The organism is Streptomyces sp. NPDC030183 (genome assembly GCF_055573455.1).
Genome location: NZ_JBVIBK010000036.1, coordinates 14,604 through 39,636, shown reverse-complemented (window position 1 = coordinate 39,636; position 25,033 = coordinate 14,604). Strand labels below are relative to the sequence as shown.

Sequence of the window (25,033 nt, the reverse complement as noted above, 5' to 3'; positions counted from 1 at the left end):
GACCGTTCCCCGTGCGCCGGTCAGGGCGCGATCGCGTGCTCCACCAGGAGGCGGCCGGCCGCCGCGATCGCCTCCGCGTCGATGCCCGCCTCGTGCAGCTGCTCCTCGGGGGAGGCGGATCCCGGCATGTCGCGGACGGCGAGACGCACCAGGCGCGGCACGGGGCGTCCGTCGAGGAAGGCGTCGAGGACCGCGTCCCCGAGGCCGCCCTCCGCGTGGTGGTCCTCCACGGTGAGCAGGCAGCCGGTGCGCTCGGCGGCCTCCCACAGGGTGCGGCGGTCGACGGGCTTGACCGAGTAGAGGTCGATGACGCGGATCAGGATGCCCTCGCGGGCCAGCACGTCGGCGGCCTTCAGTGCCTCGTGGACGGTTACGCCGGCGGCGACGACGGTCAGCCGGTCGTTCTCCGAGGCGCGCAGCACCTTGCTGCCGCCGACCGGGAAGTCCTCGTCCGGGCTGTAGACGACCGGGGTCCCGCCGCGGGACGTGCGCAGATAGCGGACCCCTTCGAGGTCGGCCATGGTGCCGACGAGCTTGGCGGTCTGGTTGGCGTCGCACGGGTACAGCACGGTGGAGCCGTGCACGGCGCGCATCATCGCCAGGTCCTCCAGGCCCATCTGCGACGGTCCGTCCCGGCCGATGGAGACGCCCGCGTGCGAGCCGACGAGGTTGAGGCCGGCCCCGCTGATAGAGGCCATGCGGACGAAGTCGTGAGCGCGGGTGAGGAACGCCGCGAACGTCGAGGCGTACGGCACCCAGCCGCGCGCCGCGAGCCCCACCGACGCGGCCACCAGCTGCTGTTCGGCGATGTAGCACTCGAAGAACCGGTCGGGGTGCTCCTTGGCGAAGAACTCGGACCGGGTGGAGTCGCCGACCTCGCCGTCCAGGGCGACCACGTCACCGCGCGCGCCGCCCAGCGCGGCGAGCGCCTGCCCGTAGGCGTCGCGGGTGGCCACCTCGTCGCCGAGGTCATAGCGGGGCAGTTCCGGGTGCCCGGTGCGCACGGCGTGCGAGATCCGCGCGGCGGGCGGCTCGGGCACCTCGACGCGCAGGTCGCGCACGCCGCCGAGTTCGGCGATCGCCTCGTCGGCGTCCTTGAGCGGCTTGCCGTGCAGGCCCTCGCGGTCCTCGACGGCCTCGACGCCCTTGCCCTTGAGGGTGCGGGCGAGGATCACGGTCGGCTGGCCCTTGGTGGACGCGGCCTCCCCGTAGGCGCGGTCGACGGCGTCCACGTCGTGGCCGTCGATCTCGATCGTGTGCCAGCCGAAGGCGGCGAAGCGGCGGGCGTAGGCGTCCAGGTCGTGGCCGTGCCGGGTGGGGCCGCGCTGGCCGAGCCGGTTGACGTCCACGATCGCGGTGAGGTTGTCCAGGTGCTCGTAGGCGGCGTGCTCGGCGGCCTCCCAGACGGAGCCCTCGGCGAGTTCGCTGTCCCCGCACAGCACCCACACCCGGTACCCGGTGCGGTCCAGCCGCTTCCCGGCGAGCGCGATCCCGACGGCCACCGGCAGGCCCTGGCCGAGGGACCCGGTGGCCGTCTCCACCCAGGGCAGACGGCGCGGTGTGGGGTGCCCTTCGAGGCGGCTGCCCAGCTTGCGGTAGGTCATCAGCTCGGTCTCGTTGATCGCCCCGGCCGCCTTGTACGCCGCGTACAGCAGCGGCGAGGCGTGGCCCTTGGACAGCACGAAGCGGTCGTTGCCGGGGTGCTCGGGGCGCTCGAAGTCGTAGCGGAAGTGGCGGGCCGTCAGCACCGCCATCAGCTCCGCCGCCGACATCGACGACGTAGGGTGCCCGGACCCGGCCGCCGCCGAGCAGCGGATGCTGTCCACTCGCAACTGCTGGGCCAGTTCGTCCAGTTGACGGCTGTTCATGAGTCTCCCTCCGAACCCGGTGCGGGCCTGTGCGAAGTGTCGGTCTGCTGCGGCGCCCCTGCGCCGTGTGCCGCCCCCGTCGTCTGCGGGGTCTTCTTCCCGGCCGTGTCCGCCTTCCCGGAGGCGCCCTGGTGCCCGTCCGTCCCGGGCTTCGCCGGGGCACCCGGTACCTTCGCCAGCTCCGGGGAGTCCGTGTCCAGGGGGACCGACCAGGAGCGGACGAGGCCGAGTTGGACGCCCTGGCGGGGCAGGACCGCGTCGAGGAGCCAGTCGGCGGCGACCCGGACGCGGTTGCCGGGCATGGCGGCCAGGTGGTAGCCGCGGGTGACCGCGCCGGCGACGGGCCCGGACAGCGGGATGCCGAGGGGGTTGGCGGCGGCCTTGACCCCGCCGAGGTCCACGACGAAGCCCAGATCGCTGTGGCGGTACGGCTTCGGCTCGCCGCGGCCGAGGGAGGCGGCGACGTTCAGGGCCGCGACCTTGCCCTGCCGCCAGGCGTGCTGGGCGGTCATCGGCGTGTACGAGCCGGGCTTGGTCAGATCGGGCACGGCGGCCGCGTCCCCGCAGGCGAACACCTCGGGGCGGCCGGGTACTTGGAGCGTGGGCTCGACGAGCAGCCGGCCGCGTTCCATGGGCAGCCCGAGCGACTCGGCGAGCGGATCGGGACGGACGCCCACGCACCACACCACGGTGCGGGTGTCGACGAACTCCCCGTCGGTCAGCAGCACTCCGTTGGGCGTCGCCTCCTTCACGGAGGTCCCCATCCGCACGTCGACGCCCCGCTGCCGCAGCACCCGGTCGGCGGTCGCCGACAGCTTCTCGTCCATCTCCGGCATCACCCGCTCGGCGATGTCGAGCAGCATCCAGCGGGGCCGCACCCCGTCCCAGCGCGGCTGCTTGCGCACCAGCTGGTCGGTGAACAGCTGCCCCTGGGCGGCCACTTCGGTGCCGGTGTACCCGGCGCCGACCACCACGAAGGTGCAGCGCGAGCGGCATGCCTTGGGGTCCTCCGACCCGGCGGCCAGCTCGACCTGCCGGGTCACGTGGTCGCGGAGGTACAGCGCCTCGGGCAGACCGCGGAAGCCGTGGGCGTGCTCGGCCACCCCGGGGATGGGGAGAAGCTTGTTGACGCTGCCGGCGGCGAGCACCAGCCGGTCGTAGGTCAGTGTGCCGACGCCGCCCTCGGGGTCGGCGTAGCGCACGGTGCGCGCGTCGAGGTCGATCTCGTCGGCCTCGCCGAGCACAAGGCGCGTGTGGCGCAGGGTGCCGGTGAGGGAGACGGTGACCCGGCGGGGTTCCAGGATGCCGGCGGCGACCTGGGGCAGCAGGGGCAGATACAGGAAGTAGTCGGTCGGGTTCAGCAGGGTGATGTCGGCCTTGTTCCGGGTCAGCCGCTCCAGGGTGCGGGCCGTCCGGTAGCCGGCGAAGCCGGCACCGACGATCACGATGCGGGGTCGACTCACGGTTCGCCTCCGGCGGGGTCGCGCGTACCCAGTCCTCGGTCGTCGAGTTCTCGCTCATGGAGTTCTCGGTCGCGGGGCACTCGGTCGCGGTCCTCGGTCGTCTGGTCTGTGCGTACGGCCGCGTCCTCAGGTGTCCCGGCCCGTGCCGGCCCGTGCCGTACCGGCCTACCGCGTCCCCCTGGCGGGGGCGCCCAAACCGGCGGGGCCCCTAAGGCCGGTGGTTTCCCCCGTGACCCCCGGGTACCCGGACGGCGAACGTGACCCGCACCCCGCTAAGGACACCCCCCATGCCCGAGTTCGGCTACTTCCTGGCGACCGAGGAGTTCGGTCCCGCTGACCTGATCGAGCAGGCGAGGATGGCCGAGCAGGCCGGATTCGACTGCCTGTGGATCTCGGACCACTACCATCCGTGGAACGGCGAACAGGGCCAGAGCCCGTTCGTGTGGTCGGTGATCGGCGCCCTCTCGGAGGCCGTGTCGCTGCCGGTCGAGACGGCGGTGACCTGCCCGACCGTCCGGATCCACCCGGCGGTGGTGGCGCAGGCGGCGGCGACCAGCGCCGTGATGACCGGGGGCCGTTTCCGGCTCGGCCTCGGCTCGGGCGAGGCCCTCAACGAGCACATCCTCGGTTCGCCCTGGCCGCCGGCGAGTGTACGCCTGGAGATGCTGGAGGAGTCGATCCAGATCATGCGGCGTCTGTTCACCGGCGAGGAGGTCACCCATCACGGGCCCCACTACACGGTGGAGAACGCCCGCCTCTACACGGTCCCCGACGAGCCCGTCCCCATCGACATCTCCGGGTTCGGCCCCAAGGCCGCGGGGCTCGCCGCCCGGGTCGGCGACGGCTTCATCACGATGGGCCCGGACGCGGAGATGGTGACGCAGTACCGCAAGGGCGGCGGGGGCGGCAAGCTCGTCAGCGGCGGGACGAAGGTGTGCTGGGGCCAGGACCGCGAGGCGGCCGTCCGTACGGTCCACCGCCTCTGGTCGAACCAGTTCCTGCCCGGCGAGATGGCCCAGATCCTGCCGACGCCCCGCCACTTCGAGCAGTTGGAACCGCTGGTCACCGAGGAGATGGTGGGCGAGAACACGGTGTGCGGCGACGACGTCGACGAACACGTCGGTGAGCTGCGGGCCTTCGTCGAGGCGGGCTTCGACCGCGTGTACGTCGGTCAGATCGGCCCCGACCAGCGCGGCTTCTTCGACTTCTACCGTACGAAGGTGCTGCCGCAGCTCCGCCAGGGCTGAGGCGGACCAGGGATTCTCGGCCCGGACGGTGCTTCTCTCCCCATCGTCCGGGCCGAGTGCGTGTGATCGTCCGGGCCGAGTGCGTGTGATCGTCCGGGCCGAGTGCGTGTGATCGTCCGGGGCGAAGGCGCGTGATCGTCGGATCGTCGTCGTCCGGTCCGCGTGCGCATGAGTGATCGTCGTGCCCATGCCGGAAGCGGCCCGACCCGCGCCCCCGCGACTACCGCTGTGACGACGGCCGGCCCAGGCGGCGCAGGCCCGCGGTGAGCGCGGCGGCCAGGCCGCCGGCGACCAGCGCCGCGCCCACGCGGTCGCGGTTCCGCGACGCCCACTCCTGCGTGCTCCTGGTCCGCGCCTCGGCGTCGAAACGCCCGTGCGCCCCGTGGTCCCGGCCGTGGGGGCCGTCCGCGGGCACCCACAGGTTTCCGTTCCCGCGGTACTCCCCCTCGTCCTGCTGCGACGTGAACCCGGTACGTCCGAGGTACCGGTCGAGCAGCCCCGGCGCCACCGCGTTGGCGATCAGCGTCGCCGCGGTCGAGCCGCCCACCCAGTACTCGCGCCGCCGCGCGTGCCCGGCCGCGTGCACGACCGCCCGCGCGGCGACCTCCGGCTGGAAGATGGGGGCGACGGGCCGGGCCCGTCCCGGCAGCCGGCTGAGCACCCAGTCGAACTGGGGCGTGTTGACGGCCGGCAACTGCACCATCGTCGTCCGCACCCGGGAGCCGTCGTTCAGCAGCTCGCAGCGCAGTGACTCGTTGAAGCCCTGGATCGCGTGCTTGGCCCCGCAGTACGCGGACTGGAGCGGGATCCCCCGGTAGGCGAGCGCCGAGCCGACCTGGACGATCGTGCCGTGGTCGCGCGGCAGCATGTGCCGCAGCGCGGCCCGCGTTCCGAACACATAACCGAGGTAGGTCACTTCGGTGACCCGCCGGTACTCGTCCGGGGTGATGTCGACGAACGGCGCGAAGATCCCGGCGAAGGCGTTGTTGACCCAGACGTCGATGTGCCCGAAGGCGTCGACGACCCGCTGGGCGGCGTCCTCGACCGCCTTGGCGTCGGCCATGTCGACGGGGACGACGAGGGCCTCGCCCCCGGCCCGCTCGACGTCGTCGGCGGCCGCGGCGAGCCCCTCGCGCCCCCGTGCGAGCAGTGCCACCCGGTCGCCCCGGGCGGCGAAGGCCACGGCCGTGGCACGGCCGACGCCGCCGCTGGCCCCGGTGACCACCACGGCCCTGCGACGGCGTCCCGGCAGCGCGGCGCCCACTTCGCGTCACGCCCTGTGGTGCGGTGTCTCCGGGTCGCCACCCGGCGCGGGCGGCGCCCCGGCCGGCGTACCCGGCACCGGACCGGCGGCGGGGGCGACGGGCGGCACCGGCGGGTACCCGGCCGGGGCCGTGCCGCCGGGCGGCATGCCGGGCGCGGTGCGTCCGGCGGTGTGGTCGTGCCCGGAGGTGGGTCCGGTCCCGTGCCCGTCCGCGGGCCGGGACGCGGAGGGGCGGGCCGCGCCCCTCAGCAGATACGCCACGGCACCGAGCACGACGGCCGTGATCAGCGCGGCGGCCCAGTCGGGCAGGACCAGCGACAGCGCCAGACCGAGGGCGAGCGCCAGCGCGGCACCCGCGTACAGGGTGAGGGCACCGGACGCGGCGTAGAGCGCGGCCCTGCGACGCTGCTTTCGGGTCTGGCGGCGCAGTTCGTCCCGCACGGTCTCGCGGGCCACCGTCGCCAGTTCCTCGACCAGGTGCTTGTCCAGGTGTTCCAGATGATCCAAGCGGTCCATGCCGCCCGAGTACCCGACACCCCGCCCGGGTAACGCGACGCCCGGGCCACCCCTGCCCCCTGCCCCCTGCCCCCGCCCCTCACGTCCGCGCGGCACGCCGCGGCGTCTCCCGCCCTGCCGCGCCACCTGCGCCGCCCTTCCAACTAGGCTCCTGCTTATGGAGATTCTCGGAACCACGCTCCGTATCTGCGTCGACGACCTTGAGGCCGCGGTGCCCTTCTACGAGAGACTCTCGGGCGGACCGGCGATGCGCTTCGAGCGCGGTGGCGTCCAGGTCGCCGCCATCGGGTGCTTCCTGCTGATGAGCGGCCCGGAGTCCGAGCTGGAGGTGTTGCGGAAGGTGGCCGCGACCATCGCGGTCGAGGACGTCGACGAGGCGAACCGCGTGCTCAACGACTCGGGGGCCCGGGTCCTCGCGGGCCCGGTACCGACGCCCGTCGGCCGCAATCTGATCGCCGTGCACCCGGACGGCTCGGTGTTCGAGTACGTCGACCGCCGCGCTCAGGGATAGCTCCGGCGGTGCCTCAGTCCCCGGGCCGGCCGGCGAACGCGGCGACCACGATGTCCGTGAGCAGCGCGCCCGCCGTGCCGTCCGGGTCGAGATCGGGGTCGTAGATGGTGATGTTGAGTCCGACGCAGTGCGGTGATGTCACCAACGGGCCGAGCAGCGCGGTCAGTTCGTCGGGGAGCAGCCCGTCGGGATCGGGGCTGTCGACGGCCGGCATGACGGACGGGTCGAGGACGTCGGCGTCGAGGTGCACCCAGAAGCCGCCGAGGTCGGGCGTCTCGTAACTCTGGGCGGTGACCCGGGCGAGGTCGTCCGCGCCCCAGGTGCGCAGGTCGCCGACGGTCACCACGGGGATCCTCAGGGCGGCCAGCTCGTTCCGGTCGTCCTCGAACGCGTCCCGGATGCCGAAGAGCCGTACGTCCTCGTCCCGCAGATACGGCTTCAGGCCCTCCAGGTCGGTCAGGTCGTCCTGTCCGCGGCCGGTGGCGAGGGCGAGTTCCTCGCCACCGGCCGCCCCGATCCGGTCCGAGTTGCCCGGGTGCCGGAAGTCGGCGGACGCGTCGATCGCGACCAGCCCGTACCGCCCGGCCCGCCGCATGGCGAGGGAGGCGCCGAGCTGGATCGAACAGTCGCCGCCGAGGACGACGGGCAACTCCCCGGCGCGCAGATGGCGCTCGACCCGGTCGGCGAGCCGGCGGGTGTACGAGGCGATCGCGGCGGCGTTGAAGACTCCGTCGCCCTCCTTCCAGTCCCCCCGGTCGTACCGGGGCGGCACCACCACGCCGCCCTCCAGGGCCCCCAGCCTCCGCACGATTCCCTGCTCCCTGAGCGCCCCGGCGAGCTTGTGGCAGCCGGGCACCGTGCCAGGGGCGGGCGGCCGCAGGCCGAGGTTCGAGGGGGCGTCCACGACGACGATGTTCCGCATGGCTCCATCCTGGGCCCCCGAGCGGCCGCTCGGGGCCGGAACGACGCCCCCGGCCCGGCGTGCCGTGGTTCAGGCGGGTCGGCCGAGGGCGATGGTGCGCTCCCCCGGCTCGAAGGAGTCGAAGGACTGCTCCCAGGACTCACCGGGCCAGTGGTAGGTGACCCGCCCCTCGCCGGGGCGGTAGTGGGCGGTGTAGACCGTGCCCAGCCCCTCGGCGTACGCGCTCTGGTACAGCGGCGGCTCCAGCATCGCCGACACGTCCGTGCCCGCCGCGCGGACCGCCGCCAGCCGCCGCCCGGTCCGGGAGAACCGCTCCTGCTCGTCGGGCACCGGCAGATGCTGGTGGTTGGCGGCGCAGGCGTCCGGGGCCTCGGTCAGCTCGATGTCCGGCCCCAGGTACACGGTGACCGCCCGCTCGGAATCGACGAGGGTGAGGTTCTGCGGGATGGAGATCGGGAGGGACCGCAGCTTCCCGACGGCCTCGTCGACGGTGTCGCAGGTCTCCAGCAGATAGCGCAGCACGATGAGCACGGCGAAGCCGGGGCCGTGGACGAGGCGCCCGCCGAAGGTGAGGGAGACCGCGAGCCCGGCGTCGTTCATCCCGTCGAGCAGCCCCCAGGCCGCGTCCTGCATGCCGATCACGGGGCGCAGGAAGTGGGAGCGGACGATCACGCCCTCGCACTCGTCGGGGTCGAAGTCGTAGTTGCGCAGCAGGGTTCCGGCGCGGCCGATCTGGGTGCAGCCCGAGAAGAAGGGACGCAGGGCCGCGAGAGTGAGGAAGGTCTCCGCCTCGGGCCGGTCGAGCTGCCGGGCGAGCCGGTCCAGCACCGGGACCAGCTCCGGCATGTGCGTCTCGAACAGCTTCCGGGCCCGCTCCGCCCCCTCAGGGGTGCGGCCTTCCTCGGTCATCCACTGCTCCGCCAGCGACCACAGCGGCCGCGTGTGAGCGGACCAGCGGCCGTCACCGCCGTCCCCGACGTCGATGGCGCGAAAGGTCTTCTCCAGGTCCCCCATGACGGCCGCCGCTCCCTCTCCGAACTCGGTGGGTTTACGGCAACCTAGTTGCTTCCTGGGGCAGTTGACCAGATCAGCGGGGCCGCGTCCCCGACGACCGCATGTCCGTCGTGAGCGCCCACCGCTCGTGGTCCCGCCATTCCCCGTCGATGAACAGGAAGTCGGGGGAGAAGCCCTCCAGGCGGAAACCGCAGTGCCGGGCCAGGGCGATGGAGGCGGTGTTGCCGGGCTGTACGTTGATCTCCAGCCGGTGCAGCCCCAGGTCGGTGAACGCGTGCTCGACGACCAGGTCGAGCCCCTCCCGCATCAGGCCCCGTCCGGCGGCGTGGACGAAGGCCCCGTAGCCGAGGGCGCCGCACTGGAAGGCGCCCTCCACGATGTTGTTGATGTTGATGAACCCGGCGATCGCCCCGCCGTCCCTCTCGCACACCAGGAACCCGGCCCTCGTGGGGTCCTCGATGAGCCGTCCCGCGTAGTCGGCGTAGGCGGCGGGGGTGGTCGGAGGGAAGAGCCACGGGCGGTGCAGTCGCTTGCTCTCCCGCGCCCGCGCGACGAACTCGGGACCGTCGTCGAGGGTGAAGTGCCGTATCCCCACACGGGGGCCCACGGCGAGGTAGCGCATGTTCTCGGACACCCCGCAACGGTACGCCGGGCCGTCCCTCGGTCGCCGCCCGGCGGCCCGGGGTCCTGAGGTCCCGGGGCCGTCGGGGGCTTTTACCAGTGGCGTTTCATGAAGTACGCCCCGCAGACCGCCCCGACCAGCGCCGTGCCGAGCAGCGCCAGCCACAGCGGCATCGTGACCTCGGGGATCAGCAACCGGATCTTGGTGGTCCGGGTGTTCTCGAAGATGAAGACGAGAGCGAGCACGCCGAGCAGGCCGACGGCGATCCTGCCGGGCGTCAGCATGTCACCCCACTGCCGGTGTCCGCGTGCCCTGCCCCTGCCTCGGTCCGACGCGGTGGTCTTCGGGCTCATACGACCAGGATGCGACGCGGCGCCGCTCCCCGCCCGGCGGGAGCCCACCGCCCGGGTGAGCACACCTCCCGGGCCCCCGGGCTCCCGCGCGCCCGCCTCGGACCGGCGCCGGCTCCCACCGGCGCCGCCTCGGGCCGGCGCCGGCTCAGGTCAGCGCCGGCTCGTCCAGCGTCAGCGTGCCCGCGTCCGCGTCCAGTTCGGCGGTCACACCGAACGGGACGGTCAGCGCGCCGTCGCAGTGTCCGAAGCCGAACTCCTCCACCATCGGCACGCCGAGCCCGCCGAGGCGGTCGACGAGCAGCGCCCGCACCCGCTCGTACGGCTCGCACTGGGCCCAGGAGCCGAGGAGGACACCGGCGACGCCGTCGAACCAGCCGGCGCGCAGCAGCTGGGTGAGGTAGCGGTCGAGGCGGTAGGTCTCCTCGCCGACATCCTCCAGGCAGACCAGGGCGCCCCGCGCGGACGGCCGGGCGTGGGGGGCGCCCAGTTCCGCGGCGAGCAGGCAGAGGCAGCCGCCGAGCAGGACGCCCCGCGCCCGGCCGGGGACGAGGGCGGCGGCGCCCTCGGCGGTGATCCTCCGGACGGACTCGGGGGCGAAGAGGGTGGCCCGCAGATGGTCCTGCGCGCGGGTGTTCTTGAGGAAGTCGACGCCGGCGGCCATCGGGCCGTGCAGGGTGACCAGCCCGGCCCGGGTGGCGACCGCCTCGTGCAGCGCGGTGATGTCGCTGAACCCCACGAGGATCTTGGGCCCGGCGGCGCGGATGGCGTCCCAGTCGAGCAGATCCGTCATCCGCTGCACGCCGTAGCCGCCGCGGGCGCACACGACGGCGGCCACGGACGGGTCGCACCAGGCGGCCTGGAAGTCGGCGGCCCGGTCGGCGTCGGTGCCCGCGAGGTAGTCGAAGTCGGGGTGCCGGTCGAGCACGTGCGGGGCGACGACGGGGTCGAGGTCCCAGCCGCGCAGGACGTCCAGTCCCGCGCTGAGCCGCTCCTCGGGCACCGGCCCGCTGGGGGCGACGACGGCCACCCGGGCGCCCGGCACCAGGCGGGCGGGCCGGGTCAGCGGGGTCACGGCGGGCGCCGGGGCCGTGGGGCGGGTCGGCGGGGGTGTCGTCACTTGGCGAGCTCCAGGGTAGGGATTCCAGGAGGATTCAACCCGAAGACCTGCGCGTACAGCGAAAGCTCCGCCTCCAGGACCCGCACCATCGTCTCCGCCCGCCGGAACCCGTGGCCCTCCCCCTCGAAGGCGATGTACGCGTGCGGCACCCGCCGTCCGTCCATCCGGGCCAGGAACCGCTCGCACTGGGCGGGCGGGCAGATCACGTCGTCGAGGCCCTGGAGCAGCAGGAAGGGCGCGGTGATCCGGTCGGCGTGCTCGGCGGGCGACCGCTCCGCGTACCGCATCGGCTCCTCGTCGAGCGGTCCGACGAGGCTCTCCAGGTACCGCGACTCGAAGTCGTGGGTCTCCCCCGACGCCCACTGGGTGAGGTCGAGCACCGGGTACAGGATGGTTCCGCAGGCGTAGACGTCCGTGGTGGTGAGGGAGACGGCCGTGGTCCAGCCACCGGCGCTGCCGCCCCGGATGGCGAGCCGGGAGCGGTCGGCGGTGCCCTCGTCGGCGAGGGCGAGCGCGACGGCCGCGCAGTCCTCGACGTCGACGACGCCCCACTGCTCGCGCAGCCGGTTGCGGTACTCCCGCCCGTAGCCGGTGGACCCCCCGTAGTTGACCTCGGCGACGCCGATGCCGCGTGACGTGAAGTACGCGATGGTCAGGTCGAGGACCAGGGGCGCGCGGCTGGTGGGTCCGCCGTGCGCACAGACGACGTACGGCGGCAGCTCGGTGCCGGGGGCGAGGCAGCCGGGGTTGTGCGGCGGGTAGACGTGCGCGTGGATCTCCCGTCCGGCGGGGCCCAGGAAGGTGCGGATCTGGGGTTCGGGGTAGTGGGCGGGGTCGACCGGGTCGTCGTGCGCGGCCCCGACGACCCGGGCGCGGCCGGCGAGGGTGCCGGCGGTGCCGGGGTCCGCGGGGCCGGTGTCCAGTTCGACGACCTCGTACGCGCTGCGCGGGCTGGCGCCGATGCCGATCACCCGGCCGCCGTGGGTGGCGAGCGACGGGGCGAACTCGGTCCAGGGACCGGCCGCGTCCGTGATCTGGCCGGTCTCGGGGTCGAGGACGCCGAGCGCCATGGCGCCGCGGCCGTGCACGACGGCGATGAGCCCGCTCTCCAGGAGGGCGAACCAGCGCAGGCCGATCTTCCACAGCGGCCCGCCGAACTCCTCCTCGCGGGCGCACAGGGGGGTGGCGCGGCCGTCGTCCTCGCGCCGGTAGAGGTTCCAGTAGCCGGTGCGGTCGCTGGAGTACACGAGGGTGCCGTCGGCGGCCCACTCGACCTGGGCGATCGACTCGTCGGGGCCGCCCTCGACGGTCCGCGCGCCGCACAGCGTGCCGTCGTCGGAGACGTCGGCGACGATCAGTTCGGTGCCGTCCCAGGGCATCCGCGGATGGTCCCAGGCGAGCCACGCGGCCCGCCGGCCGTCGGGTGAGAGCCGCGGCCCGGTGACGAACCGGTGGGTCCCGTCGGAGAGCTCGCGGACGGCGCCGCGGTCCCCGGCCGCCGAGCCGTCCAGCGGCACCGCCGCGACGACCCGCCGTACGTCGGCGGGCCCCTCCCCGGTGAACTCCTCCAGCACGCACCACACCTCGTCCCGCTCGGGGTGGAGCTGCGGATCGACCCAGCGCAGCCCGCCGCCCACCGGGGACACGGGCGTGAGCGGAATCGGTTCCGCGCCGGGCTCGTACCGGTAGAGGCGCTGGTCGGAGAAGTTCACGAACACCACGAGGGGCCGCCCGTCGCCCCGCGCGACGCCGGTCCACGGGTGGCCGCCGTACTCCATGACGCGGCTGCGCACGTTCCACGGCGCGGGCAGCACCGACTCCTCCGTCCCGTCGGGGGTCCGCCGTACGAGGGTGCGTCTGCCGCCCTCGGTGGGGCGTGGCTCGGTCCACCACGCCTCGTCGCCGACGAACCCCGCGAACTCGGGGTGCCCGTCGTGGGCGGCCGCGAGCGCCGCGTCGATCGGAGAGGGCCACGATCCGTACGCCAGGGTCTGCACCTTGTCCCCCATCTCCCTTCGTCCCCCGTCTGTGACTTCCCCGGGCCGCCGCTTCCTAGGCCCCGGAGCTCCCAAGGCCCTGTCGTCAAATTCCCACCTACCCCCCTCCGGGCGACGGCGGGATTTTGACGACAGGGCCTAGGCCGTCCTCAGGAAGCGGTCGAGTACCCGCACGCCGAAGTGGAGCGCCTCCACCGGGACGCGTTCGTCGACGCCGTGGAACAGGGCCGCGTAGTCGAAGCCCTCGGGGAGCTTCAGCGGCGCGAAGCCGTAGCCGGTGATGCCCAGGCGGGAGAACTGCTTGGCGTCCGTGCCGCCGGCCATGCAGTACGGCACCACGTGGCCCTCGGGCGCGAACTCCTCGACGGCGGCCCTCATCCGGGCGTACGTCGGCGAGTCCACCGGCGCCTGGAGGGCCACCTCCCGGTGCTGGAACTCCCAGTCGACGTGCGGCCCGGTCAGCCGGTCCAGGGTCTCGCGGAACTCGTCCTCGCCGCCGGGGACGTACCGCCCGTCCACATGGCCGACGGCCTCCCCCGGGATCACATTGATCTTGTAGCCGGCGTCGAGCATGGTCGGGTTGGCGCTGTTGCGCACGGTCGGCTCGACCAGGGCGGCGGCCGGGCCGAGCTTCTCCAGCAGCCGGTCGACGCCCTCGGGGTCGTCGAGCGCCGGTTCGATGCCGTACAGCGCGGCCAGCTCGGTGAGGGCGGCGCGCACGGTCGGGGTGAGCCGCAGGGGCCACTCGTGGGCGCCGATCCGGGCGATCGCCGCCGCCAGCCGGGTCACCGCGTTGTCCCGGTTCACCTTGGAGCCGTGTCCGGCGCGGCCGCGCGCGGTGAGCTTCAGCCAGCCGGTGCCGCGTTCCCCGGCGGCGATCGGGTAGAGCTGCCGGCCGGCCCCGTCGTGGAAGGTGAACGCCCCGGACTCGCTGATGCCCTCGGTGCAGCCCTCGAAGAGCGCCGGATGCTCGTCGGCGAGGAACCCGGAGCCGTCCTCGGCGCTGGCCTCCTCGTCGGCGGTGAAGGCGATCACGATGTCGCGGCGGGGCCGCACACCGTGGCGGGCCCACTGCCGTACGACGGCGAGGATCATCGCGTCCATGTTCTTCATGTCGACCGCGCCCCGGCCCCAGACCACGCCGTCGCGGACCTCCCCCGAGAACGGGTGCACGCTCCAGTCCTCCGCCCGCGCGGGCACCACGTCGAGGTGACCGTGGACGAGCAGCGCGTCCGCCGAGGGGTCGGTGCCCTGGATCCGGGCGACGACGTTCGTCCGGCCCTCGGTGCGCTCCAGCAGCGTGGGTTCGAGACCGGCCTCGGCGAGCAGCGCGGCGGCGTACTCGGCGGCGGGCCGCTCCCGGCAGTCCCCTCCGCCGCGGTTGGTGGTGTCGATGCGGATCAGGTCGGAGGTGAACCGGACGACCTCGTCCAGCGCCTGTCCGTCCACCGCTGCCGTCTGCTCAGCCATAGGTCTCCTCCACCGCGGCCGAGACGATCGTCGTGACCGCCTTGAACGTCCGGATTCCCTCGTACATGGTCGGGCTGGTGTACGCGACCTTGCGTTCGCCGGTACGGGCCACGCCGGGCACGACGGTCGCGGCCATCGCGAGGTGCTCGGCGTCGAACTCCAGCGCCACGGTGAAGGGCCCGCCCCGCACCGGTTCGTGCCGGACCGCGAGCGACGCGGCCTCCTTCGCCGCCGCGCGGATGTCGGCGGCGGTCCGCGCGGGGGTGCGGCACACCGCGGCGTACCGGGACACATGGTCCTTGACCGCGACCTTGAGTGCGCCGGGCGCGTACCCGAGGGCGTCCTCGCACGCCACGTCGTCACCGGTCACCAGCACCACGGGCACCCCGTACTCGGCGACCACCCGCGCGTTCAGCAGGCCCTCGCTGGCCCGTACGCCGTCGATCCACACGCCGGTGATGGAGTTCGCGAGGTAGGTGTGGGCGAGGACGCCCTCCATGCCGGCGCCCGCGTGGTAGCCGATGAAGGCGATGCCGTCGACGTCGCCGTGCTGCACGCCCTCGACCATGGACAGCGCCTTGTGCCGGCCGGTGAGCATCTGCGCCCGCTCGTCCAGCTGCTCCAGGAGCAGGTTGCGCATGGTCCAGTGCGCCTCGTTGATCAGCACCTCGTCGGCGCCGCCGTCGAGGAACCCGAGCACGGCGGCGTTCACGTCGGAGGTGAACATCGCCCGGCACCGCTCCCACTGCGGAGTACCCGGCAGCACGTCGGCGGGCCAGGTGACACCGGTGGCGCCCTCCATGTCCGCACTGATGAGGATCTTCATGACGCCTCACGTTACGCGCCGCCCCGGCCACGCGGCGGCGGGCCCCGGCGGGCGCGCGGTCTCACCCTCCGCTGGTGCGGCCCGCCACGTACCACCTCGACGGCAGTTCGATCCGGGTGCCGTCGGGCGTGTGCTCGGTGGTCACGAGGGGCAGCTCGCCGTCGGCGAGGACGGTGAGCCCGGCCGTGCGCAGGTACTCGGGCACGGCGGCGTCGCTGACCTCGGCGGGGGCGATGCCGTGGCGGAAGACGGGGGCGAGCTTGGCGGGCGGGCCGGCGGGACCACCGGCCAGGCCCATGAGTACGGGCTTGGCAGCCTCGGAGAGTTCGACGAGGAAGGCCCGGCCGCGCTCCCCCACCAGCGTGGCGACGGTCTCGACGAGACGCTGCCGGTCGTCGGGCTCGCACTGGTGGAGGACGCCGCGCAGATAGACGTTGGCGTCGCCGAGGTCCGCGCGCAGGGCGTCGGCGTCCGCCTTGTCGGCCGCGTCGAGGAGCCGGTAGACGGCCCGGCCCTCGGGGTCGGCGTCACGGGCGTGGTCGAGGGCGGCGGCCGACAGGTCCGTGCCGACGACGCGGGCGAAGCGGTGGGCGAGGTAGCGGGTCTGGGTGCCGTTGCCGCAGCCGAGGTCCACCAGGGGCAGGTCCAGGGCGGTGAGGTGCGGTTCGAAGAGGGCCAGGTGCACGGCGGAGGTCCGCGCGGGCTCGGCGTCCCAGAACACGGCTCCCGGTTCGTCCGGGGCCTCGCGCCAGAATCCCTCCCAGGCGTCCCGGTACCGACTCGTCACGCTCATGCCCAACCCCCCAGGGTGCGACCAGGGCCCACCGGACAGGACGGCCCAGAACGGTCTACCGCGCCCGTCACACGAGGACAAGCACCCGGCGCGTACCTTCACCCCGCGTCCGGATCACGCACACGACGGCACGCCCCGCGCGTCCACCCGCGCGCCGCGGGCCCCACCGGAAGCACGGGGAGCACCGGGACCACCGGCGCGGCCGCCGTCGTCGGTCAGCGGCGCCGCGGCAGGGTCAGCTCGAACCAGACCGTCTTGCCGCCGCCGGTCCGGCTCGTCCCCCACTCGCGGGCGAGGGTGCTGAGGACGCGCAGCCCCCGGCCGTGCTCGTCGGCGGGGCCGGTGCTGAGCAGGGTCGGCAGGGTGTGGTCCTCGTCGTAGACCTCGCAGAGCAGGGTGTCGCCCCGGACGAGCCGCAGCTCGACGCGGCGGCCGCGGGCGTGCCGTACGGCGTTGGTGACCAGCTCGCCGGCCAGCAGCTCGGCGGTGTCCGTGAGCCGCTCCAGCCCCCAGACGCACAGCTGTTCACGGACGGCGGCGCGGGCCCGGCCGACCTCGACGGGGTCGGGGGTGAGGTGCCACTCGGCGACGTCGTCCGGCTCGACGCCGTTGAGGCGGGCCATGAGCAGGGCCACGTCGTCCTTGCGGCCGCCCCGGGTGTTGAGGGCGCGGATGATGGTGTCGCAGGCCGCGTCCATGGAGGCGGCGGGGTGGGCGGCGGACTCGCAGAGCGTCGCGAGGCCGACACCGATGTCCTCACCGCGCACCTCCACCAGCCCGTCGGTGCACATCACCAGCCGGTCGCCGGGCGCCACGCGGACGCGTACCGCCTCGAAGGGCACCCCGCCGACCCCGATGGGCGCGCCCGTGGGCAGGTCGAGCAGTTCGCTGCGGCCGTCCACCGCGCGGACCAGCACCGGCGGGATGTGGCCGGCGTTGGCGAGGTGCAGTTCGCCCGCGATCGGGTCGTAGACGGCGTACAGGCAGGTCGCGAGGTAGGTGTCGCCGAGGCGCTGGGCGAGGTCGTCGAGGTTGCGCAGGAGCTGCGCGGGCGGCAGGTCGAGTGCGGCCATGGTCTGCACGGCGGTACGCAACTGGCCCATCATCGCGGCCGAGTTGAGCCCGTGCCCCATGACGTCGCCGACGACGAGGGCGGTGCGGGCGCCGGGCAGTTTCACCGAGTCGAACCAGTCGCCGCCGACCCGTCCGAGCAGGGTGCCGGGCAGATAGCGGGTGGCGATGTCGCAACCCGTCCGGTGGGCCTCGATGGTGGGCAGCATGCTGTCCTGGAGCGTCTCGGCGACGTTCTCCTGGTACGTGTACATGCGCGCGTTGTCGAGGACGAGCCCGGCGCGGGCGGCGAGTTCGGCGCCGGTGACGCGGTCCATGTCGTCGAAGACCTCGCGCTCGGGGTGGCGCAGAAGGATCATGAAGCCGAGCACCACGTTGCGGGCCTTCAGCGGCACGACCAGCATGGAGCGGCCCGTGATCAGCGGCCGGATGTCGCGCTTCTCGAACTGCGCGGCGATGGCGTGCCCCATCTGCTCGCTGATCCGGGGGACCAGGACGGGTTCGCCGGTGGTCATGCACTGGAAGAACGGGGTGTGCGCGGGGAACGGCATGGCCTCGCCGACGGGGACGACATCGTCCCAGCGGCCCGGTTCGTCCGTGTGCTCCACGGCCACCCGGTGCCACATGGTCGTCGTGTCCGGCACCCCTTCGGGGAAGCCCTCGCCGGCGACGACCTGTTCGCGCAGATAGGTGCCGGCGACATCGGTGAAGCGGGGCACGACGGCCTTGCTGACCTCGATGATCGTGCGGGACAGATCGAGGGACGTGCCGATGCGTCCGCTCACCTCGTTCAGGAACTCCAGGCGCTCCCGTACGGCGGCGTACTCCAGGTCCTCGCCCTCGTCCTTCAGCTCTTCCGGCACGGGCAGCCCCTCGGCGACGGCACGCGCGGCGCGTTCCCGGCGCTTCTGCCGTTCCGTGCGCCGGGGCACGCCCCAGTCGGGCGTCACGGGCACCCGGTCGTTCTGGCTGAACTCCAGGACCGGGTAGCCCAGTTCGAGGACCTGAGCGACGATGCGGGCGCTCTCGCCGACGCTCATGCTCGGCAGGATCTCGGGGAGGCGGCGGGCGAGTTCCTCGGCGCCGGGGAAGTCGGTGTGGAGGGCGAAGCCGGGCGCGATGCGCTCGACGGCCACGCCGTCGTGCTGTCCCCGCAGCGCCTCGGCGTCGGCGGCCAGCACCAGCAGACGTCCCGGGCCGGGACCGACGAGCGGGTAGGCCCACCACAGGACGTCGATCCGGGTGCCGTTCTCCGCCTCGGGGGCGCCGCTCGCACGGGGCTCGCCCTCGGGCACGGTGTCGCCCTCGGGCACGGTGAGCCGGGCCCGTCCGGCCGACGGGTAGCACAGCTGCCCGTCGAGGGAGGACTCCAGGTCGGGGCCGACGCCGTCGTACGGGCCGTACGCGGCGCGGGAGGGGGTGTCGTCCTCCTCGGGCAGGGCGCCCGACACCGGCAGCAGGTCCAGGGCGGGGCGGCCCACCGCGTCCTCCTTGACGGTGCCGAACAGCCGCCGGGCGCCGGTGCTCCAGTGCGACACGAGGCCGCCGCGGTCGACGACGACCACGGCCAGGGGGACACGGCCGGCCGCGGTCCGCTCCACCGCGTCGTCACCCGCTCCGTGGCCGGAGTTCGCGCCCGTGTCGGTGCCACGGTCCATGGCCAAGGCCCTTTCTTCCATGGCTCGCAAGATCTGCGGCGCCCTCACTACCGTACGGCGCCGTAGCGTCGCGAGGTGTGGCAATACGGGAATTGACCACCAGGAGCCTCCGGCGCACGACCCGGTACGCGCTGAGCGCCCGTCCGACTCGCGCGCCCCACCTCTCAGTCCGCGTGCCCCAGCCGCAGATCCCGCACCGTCCCGGCCCCGCCGGTCACCTGGAGGACCGTCGCGACCGGCGGATATCCCGTCGCGATCACCGTGTACTCCCCCACGGCCAGGTCGGCGAAGCGGAAGGCGCCGTCGGCACCGGTGGTGAGCGTGGCGACAACGTTGCCCGCGGCGTCGAGGAGGGTGACCCGCGCGTCCTCCACCGGGCGGCCGCCACCGGCGCGGACCGTGCCCTCCAGGACGGCGTCCCCGGCGAGTTCGATGTCCTGCCGGGTCTCCTCGGCGGCCCGGACGGTGACGGGCAGCGCGGCGGGGCGGTGGGAGTGGGCGCCGGCGGCGAGGGTGTACTCCCCGGGCGGCAGATCGGTGACGGCGTACTCGCCCCGCCCGCCGCTGCGGGTGGTCACCACGACCTCGCCGTGGACGTCGGTGAGCGTGACGGTCGCGTCGCTCACCGCCCGGCCGTCCGCGGTGCGCACGGTGCCGGTCAGGCGGCCCGCGCCGCCGAGCACGATGTCGACCTCGACGGGGTGTTGCCCGAGGGTCACGCTCACCGCCTGCGGCTGGTGGCCGCCGGCCGCCGCGATCAGGACGTAGGCGCCCGGGCCGGGCGTGGGCAGGGTGTACCGCCCGTCCTCGCCGCTGCCGCCGCGCCCCGTCTGCCGGCCGACGGCGTCGATGAGGGTGAGCGCGGCCCACGGTACGCCGGTGCCGTCCGGATGCCGCACCGTGCCGCACAGCGGGGCTCCGGGGGCGGCCGGGGCGGCGCCGGGAGCGTGGGACGAACCGGCCGGCGGCACGTGGACCAGTCGCGCGGCAGCGCCGGGGACCGGCACTTCATGGTCCGGCACTTCATGGACCTGCGCTTCGTGCACCGGTGCTTCGGGGGCCGGGCCGCCGGAGGCGAGGCCGTCGGGAACGGGCTGGTCGGACACCTCGTCGGACACCTCCTCGTGCGTCACCAGGGGTCGCCCCTTGAGGAAGAGCGCGATGAGGAGCCCGAGGGCGAGGACCGGCGCGAGGTAGAGGAAGAGCCGGGGCATGACGTCGGCGTAGCCCTCGGCGTACGCCGCGCGCCGCGGGGCGGGCAGGTCGTGGGCGGGCCCGGCGGTGAGGGCCCGGGTGGCGGGTCCGCCGTCGGCGGGGGCGGGCGGACGGTCGGCGAGCCGGGCGGTCAGCAGTGTGCCGAGGAGGGCGACGGCCACGCTTCCGCCGAGTTGCCGGAGGAAGTTGCTCGCGTGGGTGGCGGTGCCGATGTCCTCGGGCCGCGCGGAGTGCTGCACGGCGAGGACCAGGACCGGCATCACCATGCCGATGCCCGCCCCCAGCAGGGCCGTCCACAGGCCGAAGTGCAGCGGGGGCGTGCCGGGTTCCAGGCGGGAGAGCAGCCACATGCCGGCGGCGGCGAGGGCGCTGCCGAGGACGGGATACGTCCGGTAGTGCCCGGTGCGGCCGATGAGCCGGCCGGAGACCACGGACGCGGCGACGATCCCGGCCGTCATCGGCAGCATGAGGACGCCCGCCTCGGTCGCGGAGGCGCCGTCGGCCAGTTGGAGCCAGGCCGGGAGATAGCAGGCCGCGCCGAAGAGCGCGGCGCCGATGGCCGGCCCTACCAGGCCGGTGACGACGAAGACCGGGTCCCGGAACAGCCGCAGGGGGATGAGGGGATGGGCGGCGAACCGCTCGACGACGAGGAAGAGGACGGTGGCCGCGACCGCGCCGGCGCCGAGCCCGAGGACGACCCGGGAGTCCCAGGCGTGGGCCGTACCGCCCCAGCCGGCCGGCAGCACCAGGCAGGCCGAGGCGACGGCGAGCAGCAGGGCGCCGACCACGTCGAGCCGCCGCCGTGGCCTGCGCGGCGCGGTGGGCGGCTTCGGTGACGTCAGCGCGAACGTGACGACGACGAGGGCGATCAGGCCGAGGGGGACGTTGGCGTAGAAGCACCACCGCCAGGAGAAGCGGTCCGTGAGGACGCCGCCGAGGAGCGGGCCGGTGACCGAGGCGAGGCCGAACACGGCGCCGACGACGCCGAGGTAGCGGCCGCGCCGGTGCTCCGGGACGATGTCGTTGATGATCGCCTGGACGCCGGTCATCAGGCCGCCCGCGCCGACGCCCTGGAGCGCCCGGAAGGCGATGAGCTGGTCCATGGTGCGGGACCAGCCGGCGAGGGCCGAGCCGGCCAGGAAGACCACGAGCGCGAACTGGAAGACGCCCTTGCGACCGTACAGCTCGCCGAGTCTGCCGTGGACCGGCAGCGTGACGGTGGCGGTGAGCAGGTAGGCGGTGATCACCCAGGACATCCGGTCCCGGCCGTGCAGTTCACCGGCGAGCCGCGGGAGCGCGACGGCGACGGCCATCTGCTCCAGCGCGGCGAGGAGCAGCACGAGCACGAGTGCGCAGAAGACCGTGCGGACGCGGCCGGTGGCGAGCGGTGGGGGTTCGGCCGGCGCCGGTGGTGCGGGGGCGCTGGTCGCTCCGTCCTTCAGCAGTGTGGTCGCGCTCATGCGCACCGCTCCCCTCGTCGCACTTACCGCACAGTTCCCGCGTCAAGCGGCAACTGCCGGTTAGTGCCACGGGTTACGGCGTCGCGGGGAGCGCGACGGAGATCCACTCGAACCGGTGAGGGCGCAACGGACCCCGGCGCGCGGCCCGTTGGGCCGGGCCGCGGCGGGGGCTCGGTGGGGCGCAGGGGGCGCGCCGTGCGCCTACTTCTCGACCTCGGCGGCGAGGTTCGCAAGGACGGCGTCGTAGATCCGGCCGAGGCCCTTGGGGGCGAAGGTCCGCTCGAAGAAGCCGCCGATGCCGCCGGCGCCCTGCCAGGTGGTGGTGACGACGACACGGGAGTTGCCCTCGCCGGCGGGGGTGACCCGCCAGACGGTGACCATGGAGGAGTTGCGGTCCTTCTCGACGAGCTCGCCGTCGGAGGGCTCGGTGACCTCCAGGAGGCAGTCGCGGACGCGCTTGCTGGTGGCCTGGAGCCGCCAGTGGACGAGGGTGCCCTCGCCGTCGCCGCCCTCGCGCACCTCGTACTCGCTGAAGTGCTCGGGCAGGAGCTTCCCGCGCGTGCCGCTGTAGTCGGCCAGGGTGTCGAACACCGTCTCCGCGTCCGCCGCGACGACTCGTTCCGTCGTGGCCTCGACCTGCGCCATTGCACTTCCTCCAGCACTTGGTAACTCGGGGATGTGCGGAAAGCCAACCACCACCCGGCCGGACGGCCCAAATCGGGGGGCCACAGGGGCGGTGAGCGACCGGCGAGAGTCCCCTGCCGCGAGACCTCCACACGATGTTCGAAAACCTATTCGCACGATCAAGGGAACGTGTGTTCTATTCTGGGGCCAGAGCAACCGAGGAGGCGTCCATGCGCTGGGACCATCTGGCCGAGAACCCCGCCACGGCCCGGGACGCCGCGCTGTTCGGCGCGGAGGCGGTGACGACGCGCACCTTCGACACGCCCGAGTTCCGGGGCATGACCTTCCACGAGATCCGGGCGAAATCGATCGTGAACCGGGTCCCGGGGGCCTCCCGGATGCCGTTCGAGTGGACGGTGAACCCTTATCGGGGCTGCACGCACGCGTGCGTCTACTGCTTCGCCCGCCGCACCCACAGCTATCTGGACCTGGACACCGGCCACGACTTCGACTCGCAGATCGTGGTGAAGGTCAACGCGCCCGAGCTGCTGCGCCGCCAGCTGGCCTCACCGCGCTGGGGCGGGGAGCACATCGCGATGGGCACCAACGTGGACTGCTATCAGCGCGCGGAGGGCCGCTACCGGCTGATGCCGGGCATCATCGCCGCCCTGCGCGACCACGCGAACCCCTTCTCGATCCTGACCAAGGGAACACTGATCCTGCGCGACCTCGACCTCATCCGGCAGGCAGCGGAGGTCACCGAGGTGGGGATCTCCGTCTCCGTCGGCTTCACCGACCAGGAGCTGTGGCGCACGGTCGAGCCGGGCACACCGGCCCCGGAGCGCCGCCTCGACATCGTGCGGGCCTTCGCCGACCACGGCATCGGCTGCGGGGTGCTGATGGCCCCCGTGCTCCCCTTCCTCAGCGACCACCCGGACCGACTGCGCGACACCGTCCGGGCGATCGCGGCCTCCGGGGCGACCTCCGTGACACCGCTGGTGCTGCATCTGCGGCCCGGCGCGCGGGAGTGGTACATGGCCTGGCTGGAGCGCCATCACCCCCATCTCGTACGGCGCTACGAGCGGCTGTACGCGGAGGGGGCGTACGCCCCCAAGTGGTACCAGCGGCAGGTGACCCGTCAGGTCCACGAACTGGCCGAGGAGTTCGGCATGGGACCGCGGCGCACGGGCCTGCCGAGGAGGCTCGCGCCGCCCGGGCCGGCCCCGGCGGAGCCCGCGCGGGACACGGCGCCCACCCAACTGACGCTTTTGTGAACGAACATCCCTGACCGGTTCGGGGTCATCCGGGCGCTCCTTCATCGCCGATCGGGTCAAGATATGACAGACCGGGTTCTTCCGCGCCCTCATTCCGGGACGATGCGACCAGGCCGTGGTGTGCACGGCTCGACATCCTCCGTCCTGGGAGACCTGACAGATGAAGAAACGCGCGACCGCCCTGTGCGGTGCCGCCGCTGTGCTGGCCGGGATGGTCACGGCGGTCCCCGCCGACGCGAGCGGCGGCTCCGCGGCCGTACCGGTGGCGAAGCTCTCCTGGAAGAAGTGCGCCACGAGCGCGTATCCGACCCTCCAGTGCGCCTCCCTGAAGGTGCCGCTGAACCACGCCGAGCCGCGGGGCAGGCAGATCACGCTCGCCCTGTCGCGCGTGCCGCACACCGCGAAGAAGTCCGCGGGCCCCCTGCTGGTCAACCCCGGCGGCCCCGGCGGCAGCGGACTCACCCTGGCCGGCTTCCTCGCCTCCTCCCTGCCGAAGAAGGTGGCCGCGCGGTACGACGTCATCGGCTTCGACCCGCGCGGCGTGGGCGCCAGCAGGCCCGCCCTGAACTGCCGGCCGGCCCAGTTCAGGCCGGTCCGCCCCAACTCCCTGCCGGACACCGCCAAGGCGGAGAGGGCGAACCTCAAGCGCGCCGAGGACTTCGCGCGGGCGTGCGCCGAGAAGTACGGGGACGTGCTGCCGTACATCGACACGGTGAGCGCGGCGAAGGACATCGACGCCATCCGCGCGGCGCTCGGCGCGAAGAAGATCAACTACTTCGGCTACTCGTACGGCACCTACCTGGGCGCCGTGTACGCCAAGCTCTACCCGCACCGGGTACGGCGCGCGGTACTGGACTCCGTCGTCGACCCCACCGGCGTCTGGTACGAGGACAACCTCCGGCAGGATCACGCGTTCGACGACCGCCACCGGGCGCTGATGGCCTGGATCGCCCGGCACCACGGGACCTACCGGCTCGGCACCGATCCGCGGAAGGTCGAGGCCAAGTGGTACGCGATGCGGTCGGCGCTCGCGAAGAAGCCCGCGGACGGCACGGTGGGCGCCTCCGAGCTGGAGGACACCTTCATGCCCGGCGGGTACTACAACGGCTACTGGCCCGATCTCGCCGCGGCGTTCGCGGCCTTCGTGAACAAGAAGGACGACGACCCGCTGGTCGAGGCGTACGAGGACTTCGCCGCCGTCGACACCGCCGGGGCCAACGGGTACAGCGTCTACGCCGCGGTGCAGTGCCGTGACGCTCACTGGCCGCGCGACTGGGACCGGTGGCGCGACGACAACTGGGGCGTGTACCGGAAGGCGCCGTTCATGACCTGGAACAACGCCTGGTACAACGCGCCGTGCGCGTTCTGGCCCACGACGTCCCTGAACCCCGTGGACGTCTCCAACGACGCGCTGCCGCCGGTCCTGATCTTCCAGGCCACCGACGACGCCGCCACCCCGTACGAGGGCGGCGTCATCACCCACCACCTGCTGCGCGGCTCCAGCCTGGTCGTCGAGCAGGGCGGCGGGAACCACGGCATCACACTGAGCGGGAACGCCTGTCTGGACCGGCATCTGGCCGCCTATCTGACCGACGGCACGGTGCCGCGCGGCACCGGCGCGGTCGACGCGGTGTGCCAGAAGCAGCCCGACCCCAAACCGCGCAAGGCGAAGGGCGCGTCCACCGGCTCACGCGGCTCGACCCTCCACGGCCTGCTGGGCTTCCGGAGCTGAACCGCCCCTGACGGCC

The 25,033-nt window shown here is 73.5% G+C and carries 20 protein-coding genes; 4 read left to right on the top strand and 16 right to left on the bottom strand.

Annotated features, from left to right (window positions below; translation table 11 throughout):
- Positions 1 to 20: 20 nt before the first annotated feature.
- Positions 21 to 1,868 (bottom strand): transketolase, encoded by a 1,848-nt coding sequence (locus tag ACZ4Z2_RS33075; protein ID WP_468081095.1) that lies wholly within the window; start codon positions 1,866 to 1,868, stop codon positions 21 to 23.
- Positions 1,865 to 3,331 (bottom strand): NAD(P)/FAD-dependent oxidoreductase, encoded by a 1,467-nt coding sequence (locus tag ACZ4Z2_RS33070; RefSeq protein ID WP_468081093.1) that lies wholly within the window; start codon positions 3,329 to 3,331, stop codon positions 1,865 to 1,867. Before ACZ4Z2_RS33070 ends, ACZ4Z2_RS33075 begins: the two co-directional genes overlap by 4 nt.
- 287 nt (positions 3,332 to 3,618) lie before the next feature.
- Here ACZ4Z2_RS33070 and ACZ4Z2_RS33065 point away from each other — a divergent pair, with 287 nt between their 5' ends.
- Positions 3,619 to 4,578 carry an LLM class F420-dependent oxidoreductase gene (locus tag ACZ4Z2_RS33065; RefSeq protein ID WP_468081091.1) on the top strand — a complete coding sequence of 320 codons (960 nt, stop codon included), beginning with the start codon at positions 3,619 to 3,621 and terminating at the stop codon, positions 4,576 to 4,578.
- A 220-nt stretch (positions 4,579 to 4,798) separates the two neighbouring features.
- Here ACZ4Z2_RS33065 and ACZ4Z2_RS33060 read toward each other — a convergent pair whose 3' ends face one another.
- Both ACZ4Z2_RS33060 and ACZ4Z2_RS33055 read right to left on the bottom strand, forming a co-directional pair.
- Entirely contained in the window at positions 4,799 to 5,842 is a 1,044-nt protein-coding gene (locus tag ACZ4Z2_RS33060) for an SDR family oxidoreductase (protein WP_468081090.1), read from the bottom strand.
- A 6-nt stretch (positions 5,843 to 5,848) separates the two neighbouring features.
- The gene (locus ACZ4Z2_RS33055) at positions 5,849 to 6,358 is read right to left on the bottom strand and encodes a phage holin family protein (protein WP_468081089.1); all 510 of its coding nucleotides are present in this window, start codon (positions 6,356 to 6,358) and stop codon (positions 5,849 to 5,851) included.
- 157 nt (positions 6,359 to 6,515) lie between these two features.
- On the opposite strand from ACZ4Z2_RS33055, the gene ACZ4Z2_RS33050 reads away from it, so the two are divergent.
- Positions 6,516 to 6,869: a VOC family protein gene (locus tag ACZ4Z2_RS33050; RefSeq protein ID WP_468081087.1), complete on the top strand. Its 354-nt coding sequence runs from the start codon at positions 6,516 to 6,518 to the stop codon at positions 6,867 to 6,869.
- Positions 6,870 to 6,882: 13 nt separating this feature from the next.
- Here the strand turns inward: ACZ4Z2_RS33050 and ACZ4Z2_RS33045 are convergent, their stop codons facing one another.
- The 12 genes from ACZ4Z2_RS33045 to ACZ4Z2_RS32990 all read right to left on the bottom strand — a co-directional run bounded on the left by ACZ4Z2_RS33045 (position 6,883) and on the right by ACZ4Z2_RS32990 (position 22,032).
- Positions 6,883 to 7,791 carry an arginase family protein gene (locus ACZ4Z2_RS33045; protein WP_468081085.1) on the bottom strand — a complete coding sequence of 303 codons (909 nt, stop codon included), beginning with the start codon at positions 7,789 to 7,791 and terminating at the stop codon, positions 6,883 to 6,885.
- A 69-nt stretch (positions 7,792 to 7,860) separates the two neighbouring features.
- Entirely contained in the window at positions 7,861 to 8,805 is a 945-nt protein-coding gene (locus ACZ4Z2_RS33040) for a C45 family autoproteolytic acyltransferase/hydolase (protein WP_468081083.1), read from the bottom strand.
- Positions 8,806 to 8,878: 73 nt separating this feature from the next.
- The gene (locus ACZ4Z2_RS33035) at positions 8,879 to 9,427 is read right to left on the bottom strand and encodes a GNAT family N-acetyltransferase (RefSeq protein ID WP_468081147.1); all 549 of its coding nucleotides are present in this window, start codon (positions 9,425 to 9,427) and stop codon (positions 8,879 to 8,881) included.
- Positions 9,428 to 9,519: 92 nt separating this feature from the next.
- On the bottom strand, positions 9,520 to 9,780 hold the full coding sequence (locus ACZ4Z2_RS33030; RefSeq protein WP_468081081.1) for a LapA family protein: 261 nt from the start codon (positions 9,778 to 9,780) through the stop codon (positions 9,520 to 9,522).
- Between the two features lie 145 nt (positions 9,781 to 9,925).
- Positions 9,926 to 10,852 carry a S66 peptidase family protein gene (locus ACZ4Z2_RS33025; protein ID WP_468081146.1) on the bottom strand — a complete coding sequence of 309 codons (927 nt, stop codon included), beginning with the start codon at positions 10,850 to 10,852 and terminating at the stop codon, positions 9,926 to 9,928.
- Positions 10,853 to 10,893: 41 nt separating this feature from the next.
- Positions 10,894 to 12,906, bottom strand: coding sequence for a S9 family peptidase (locus tag ACZ4Z2_RS33020; RefSeq protein WP_468081080.1), 2,013 nt, complete (start codon positions 12,904 to 12,906; stop codon positions 10,894 to 10,896).
- 126 nt (positions 12,907 to 13,032) lie between these two features.
- A complete protein-coding gene (locus ACZ4Z2_RS33015) occupies positions 13,033 to 14,364 on the bottom strand; it encodes a M20/M25/M40 family metallo-hydrolase (protein ID WP_468081078.1) in 1,332 nt (443 codons plus the stop codon).
- On the bottom strand, positions 14,357 to 15,190 hold the full coding sequence (locus ACZ4Z2_RS33010) for a M55 family metallopeptidase (RefSeq protein ID WP_468081076.1): 834 nt from the start codon (positions 15,188 to 15,190) through the stop codon (positions 14,357 to 14,359). Before ACZ4Z2_RS33010 ends, ACZ4Z2_RS33015 begins: the two co-directional genes overlap by 8 nt.
- A 61-nt stretch (positions 15,191 to 15,251) precedes the next feature.
- Positions 15,252 to 15,983: a class I SAM-dependent methyltransferase gene (locus ACZ4Z2_RS33005; RefSeq protein WP_468081074.1), complete on the bottom strand. Its 732-nt coding sequence runs from the start codon at positions 15,981 to 15,983 to the stop codon at positions 15,252 to 15,254.
- A 215-nt stretch (positions 15,984 to 16,198) separates the two neighbouring features.
- Positions 16,199 to 18,712, bottom strand: coding sequence for a SpoIIE family protein phosphatase (locus ACZ4Z2_RS33000; protein ID WP_468081072.1), 2,514 nt, complete (start codon positions 18,710 to 18,712; stop codon positions 16,199 to 16,201).
- A gap of 164 nt (positions 18,713 to 18,876) precedes the next feature.
- Positions 18,877 to 21,387: an MFS transporter gene (locus tag ACZ4Z2_RS32995; RefSeq protein ID WP_468081070.1), complete on the bottom strand. Its 2,511-nt coding sequence runs from the start codon at positions 21,385 to 21,387 to the stop codon at positions 18,877 to 18,879.
- Between the two features lie 201 nt (positions 21,388 to 21,588).
- Positions 21,589 to 22,032 (bottom strand): SRPBCC family protein, encoded by a 444-nt coding sequence (locus ACZ4Z2_RS32990; protein WP_468081068.1) that lies wholly within the window; start codon positions 22,030 to 22,032, stop codon positions 21,589 to 21,591.
- Between the two features lie 209 nt (positions 22,033 to 22,241).
- Between ACZ4Z2_RS32990 and ACZ4Z2_RS32985 the strand changes: the two genes are divergently transcribed.
- Positions 22,242 to 23,285 carry an Rv2578c family radical SAM protein gene (locus ACZ4Z2_RS32985; protein ID WP_468081067.1) on the top strand — a complete coding sequence of 348 codons (1,044 nt, stop codon included), beginning with the start codon at positions 22,242 to 22,244 and terminating at the stop codon, positions 23,283 to 23,285.
- A gap of 160 nt (positions 23,286 to 23,445) precedes the next feature.
- Entirely contained in the window at positions 23,446 to 25,017 is a 1,572-nt protein-coding gene (locus ACZ4Z2_RS32980; RefSeq protein ID WP_468081065.1) for an alpha/beta hydrolase, read from the top strand.
- Positions 25,018 to 25,033: the final 16 nt, after the last annotated feature.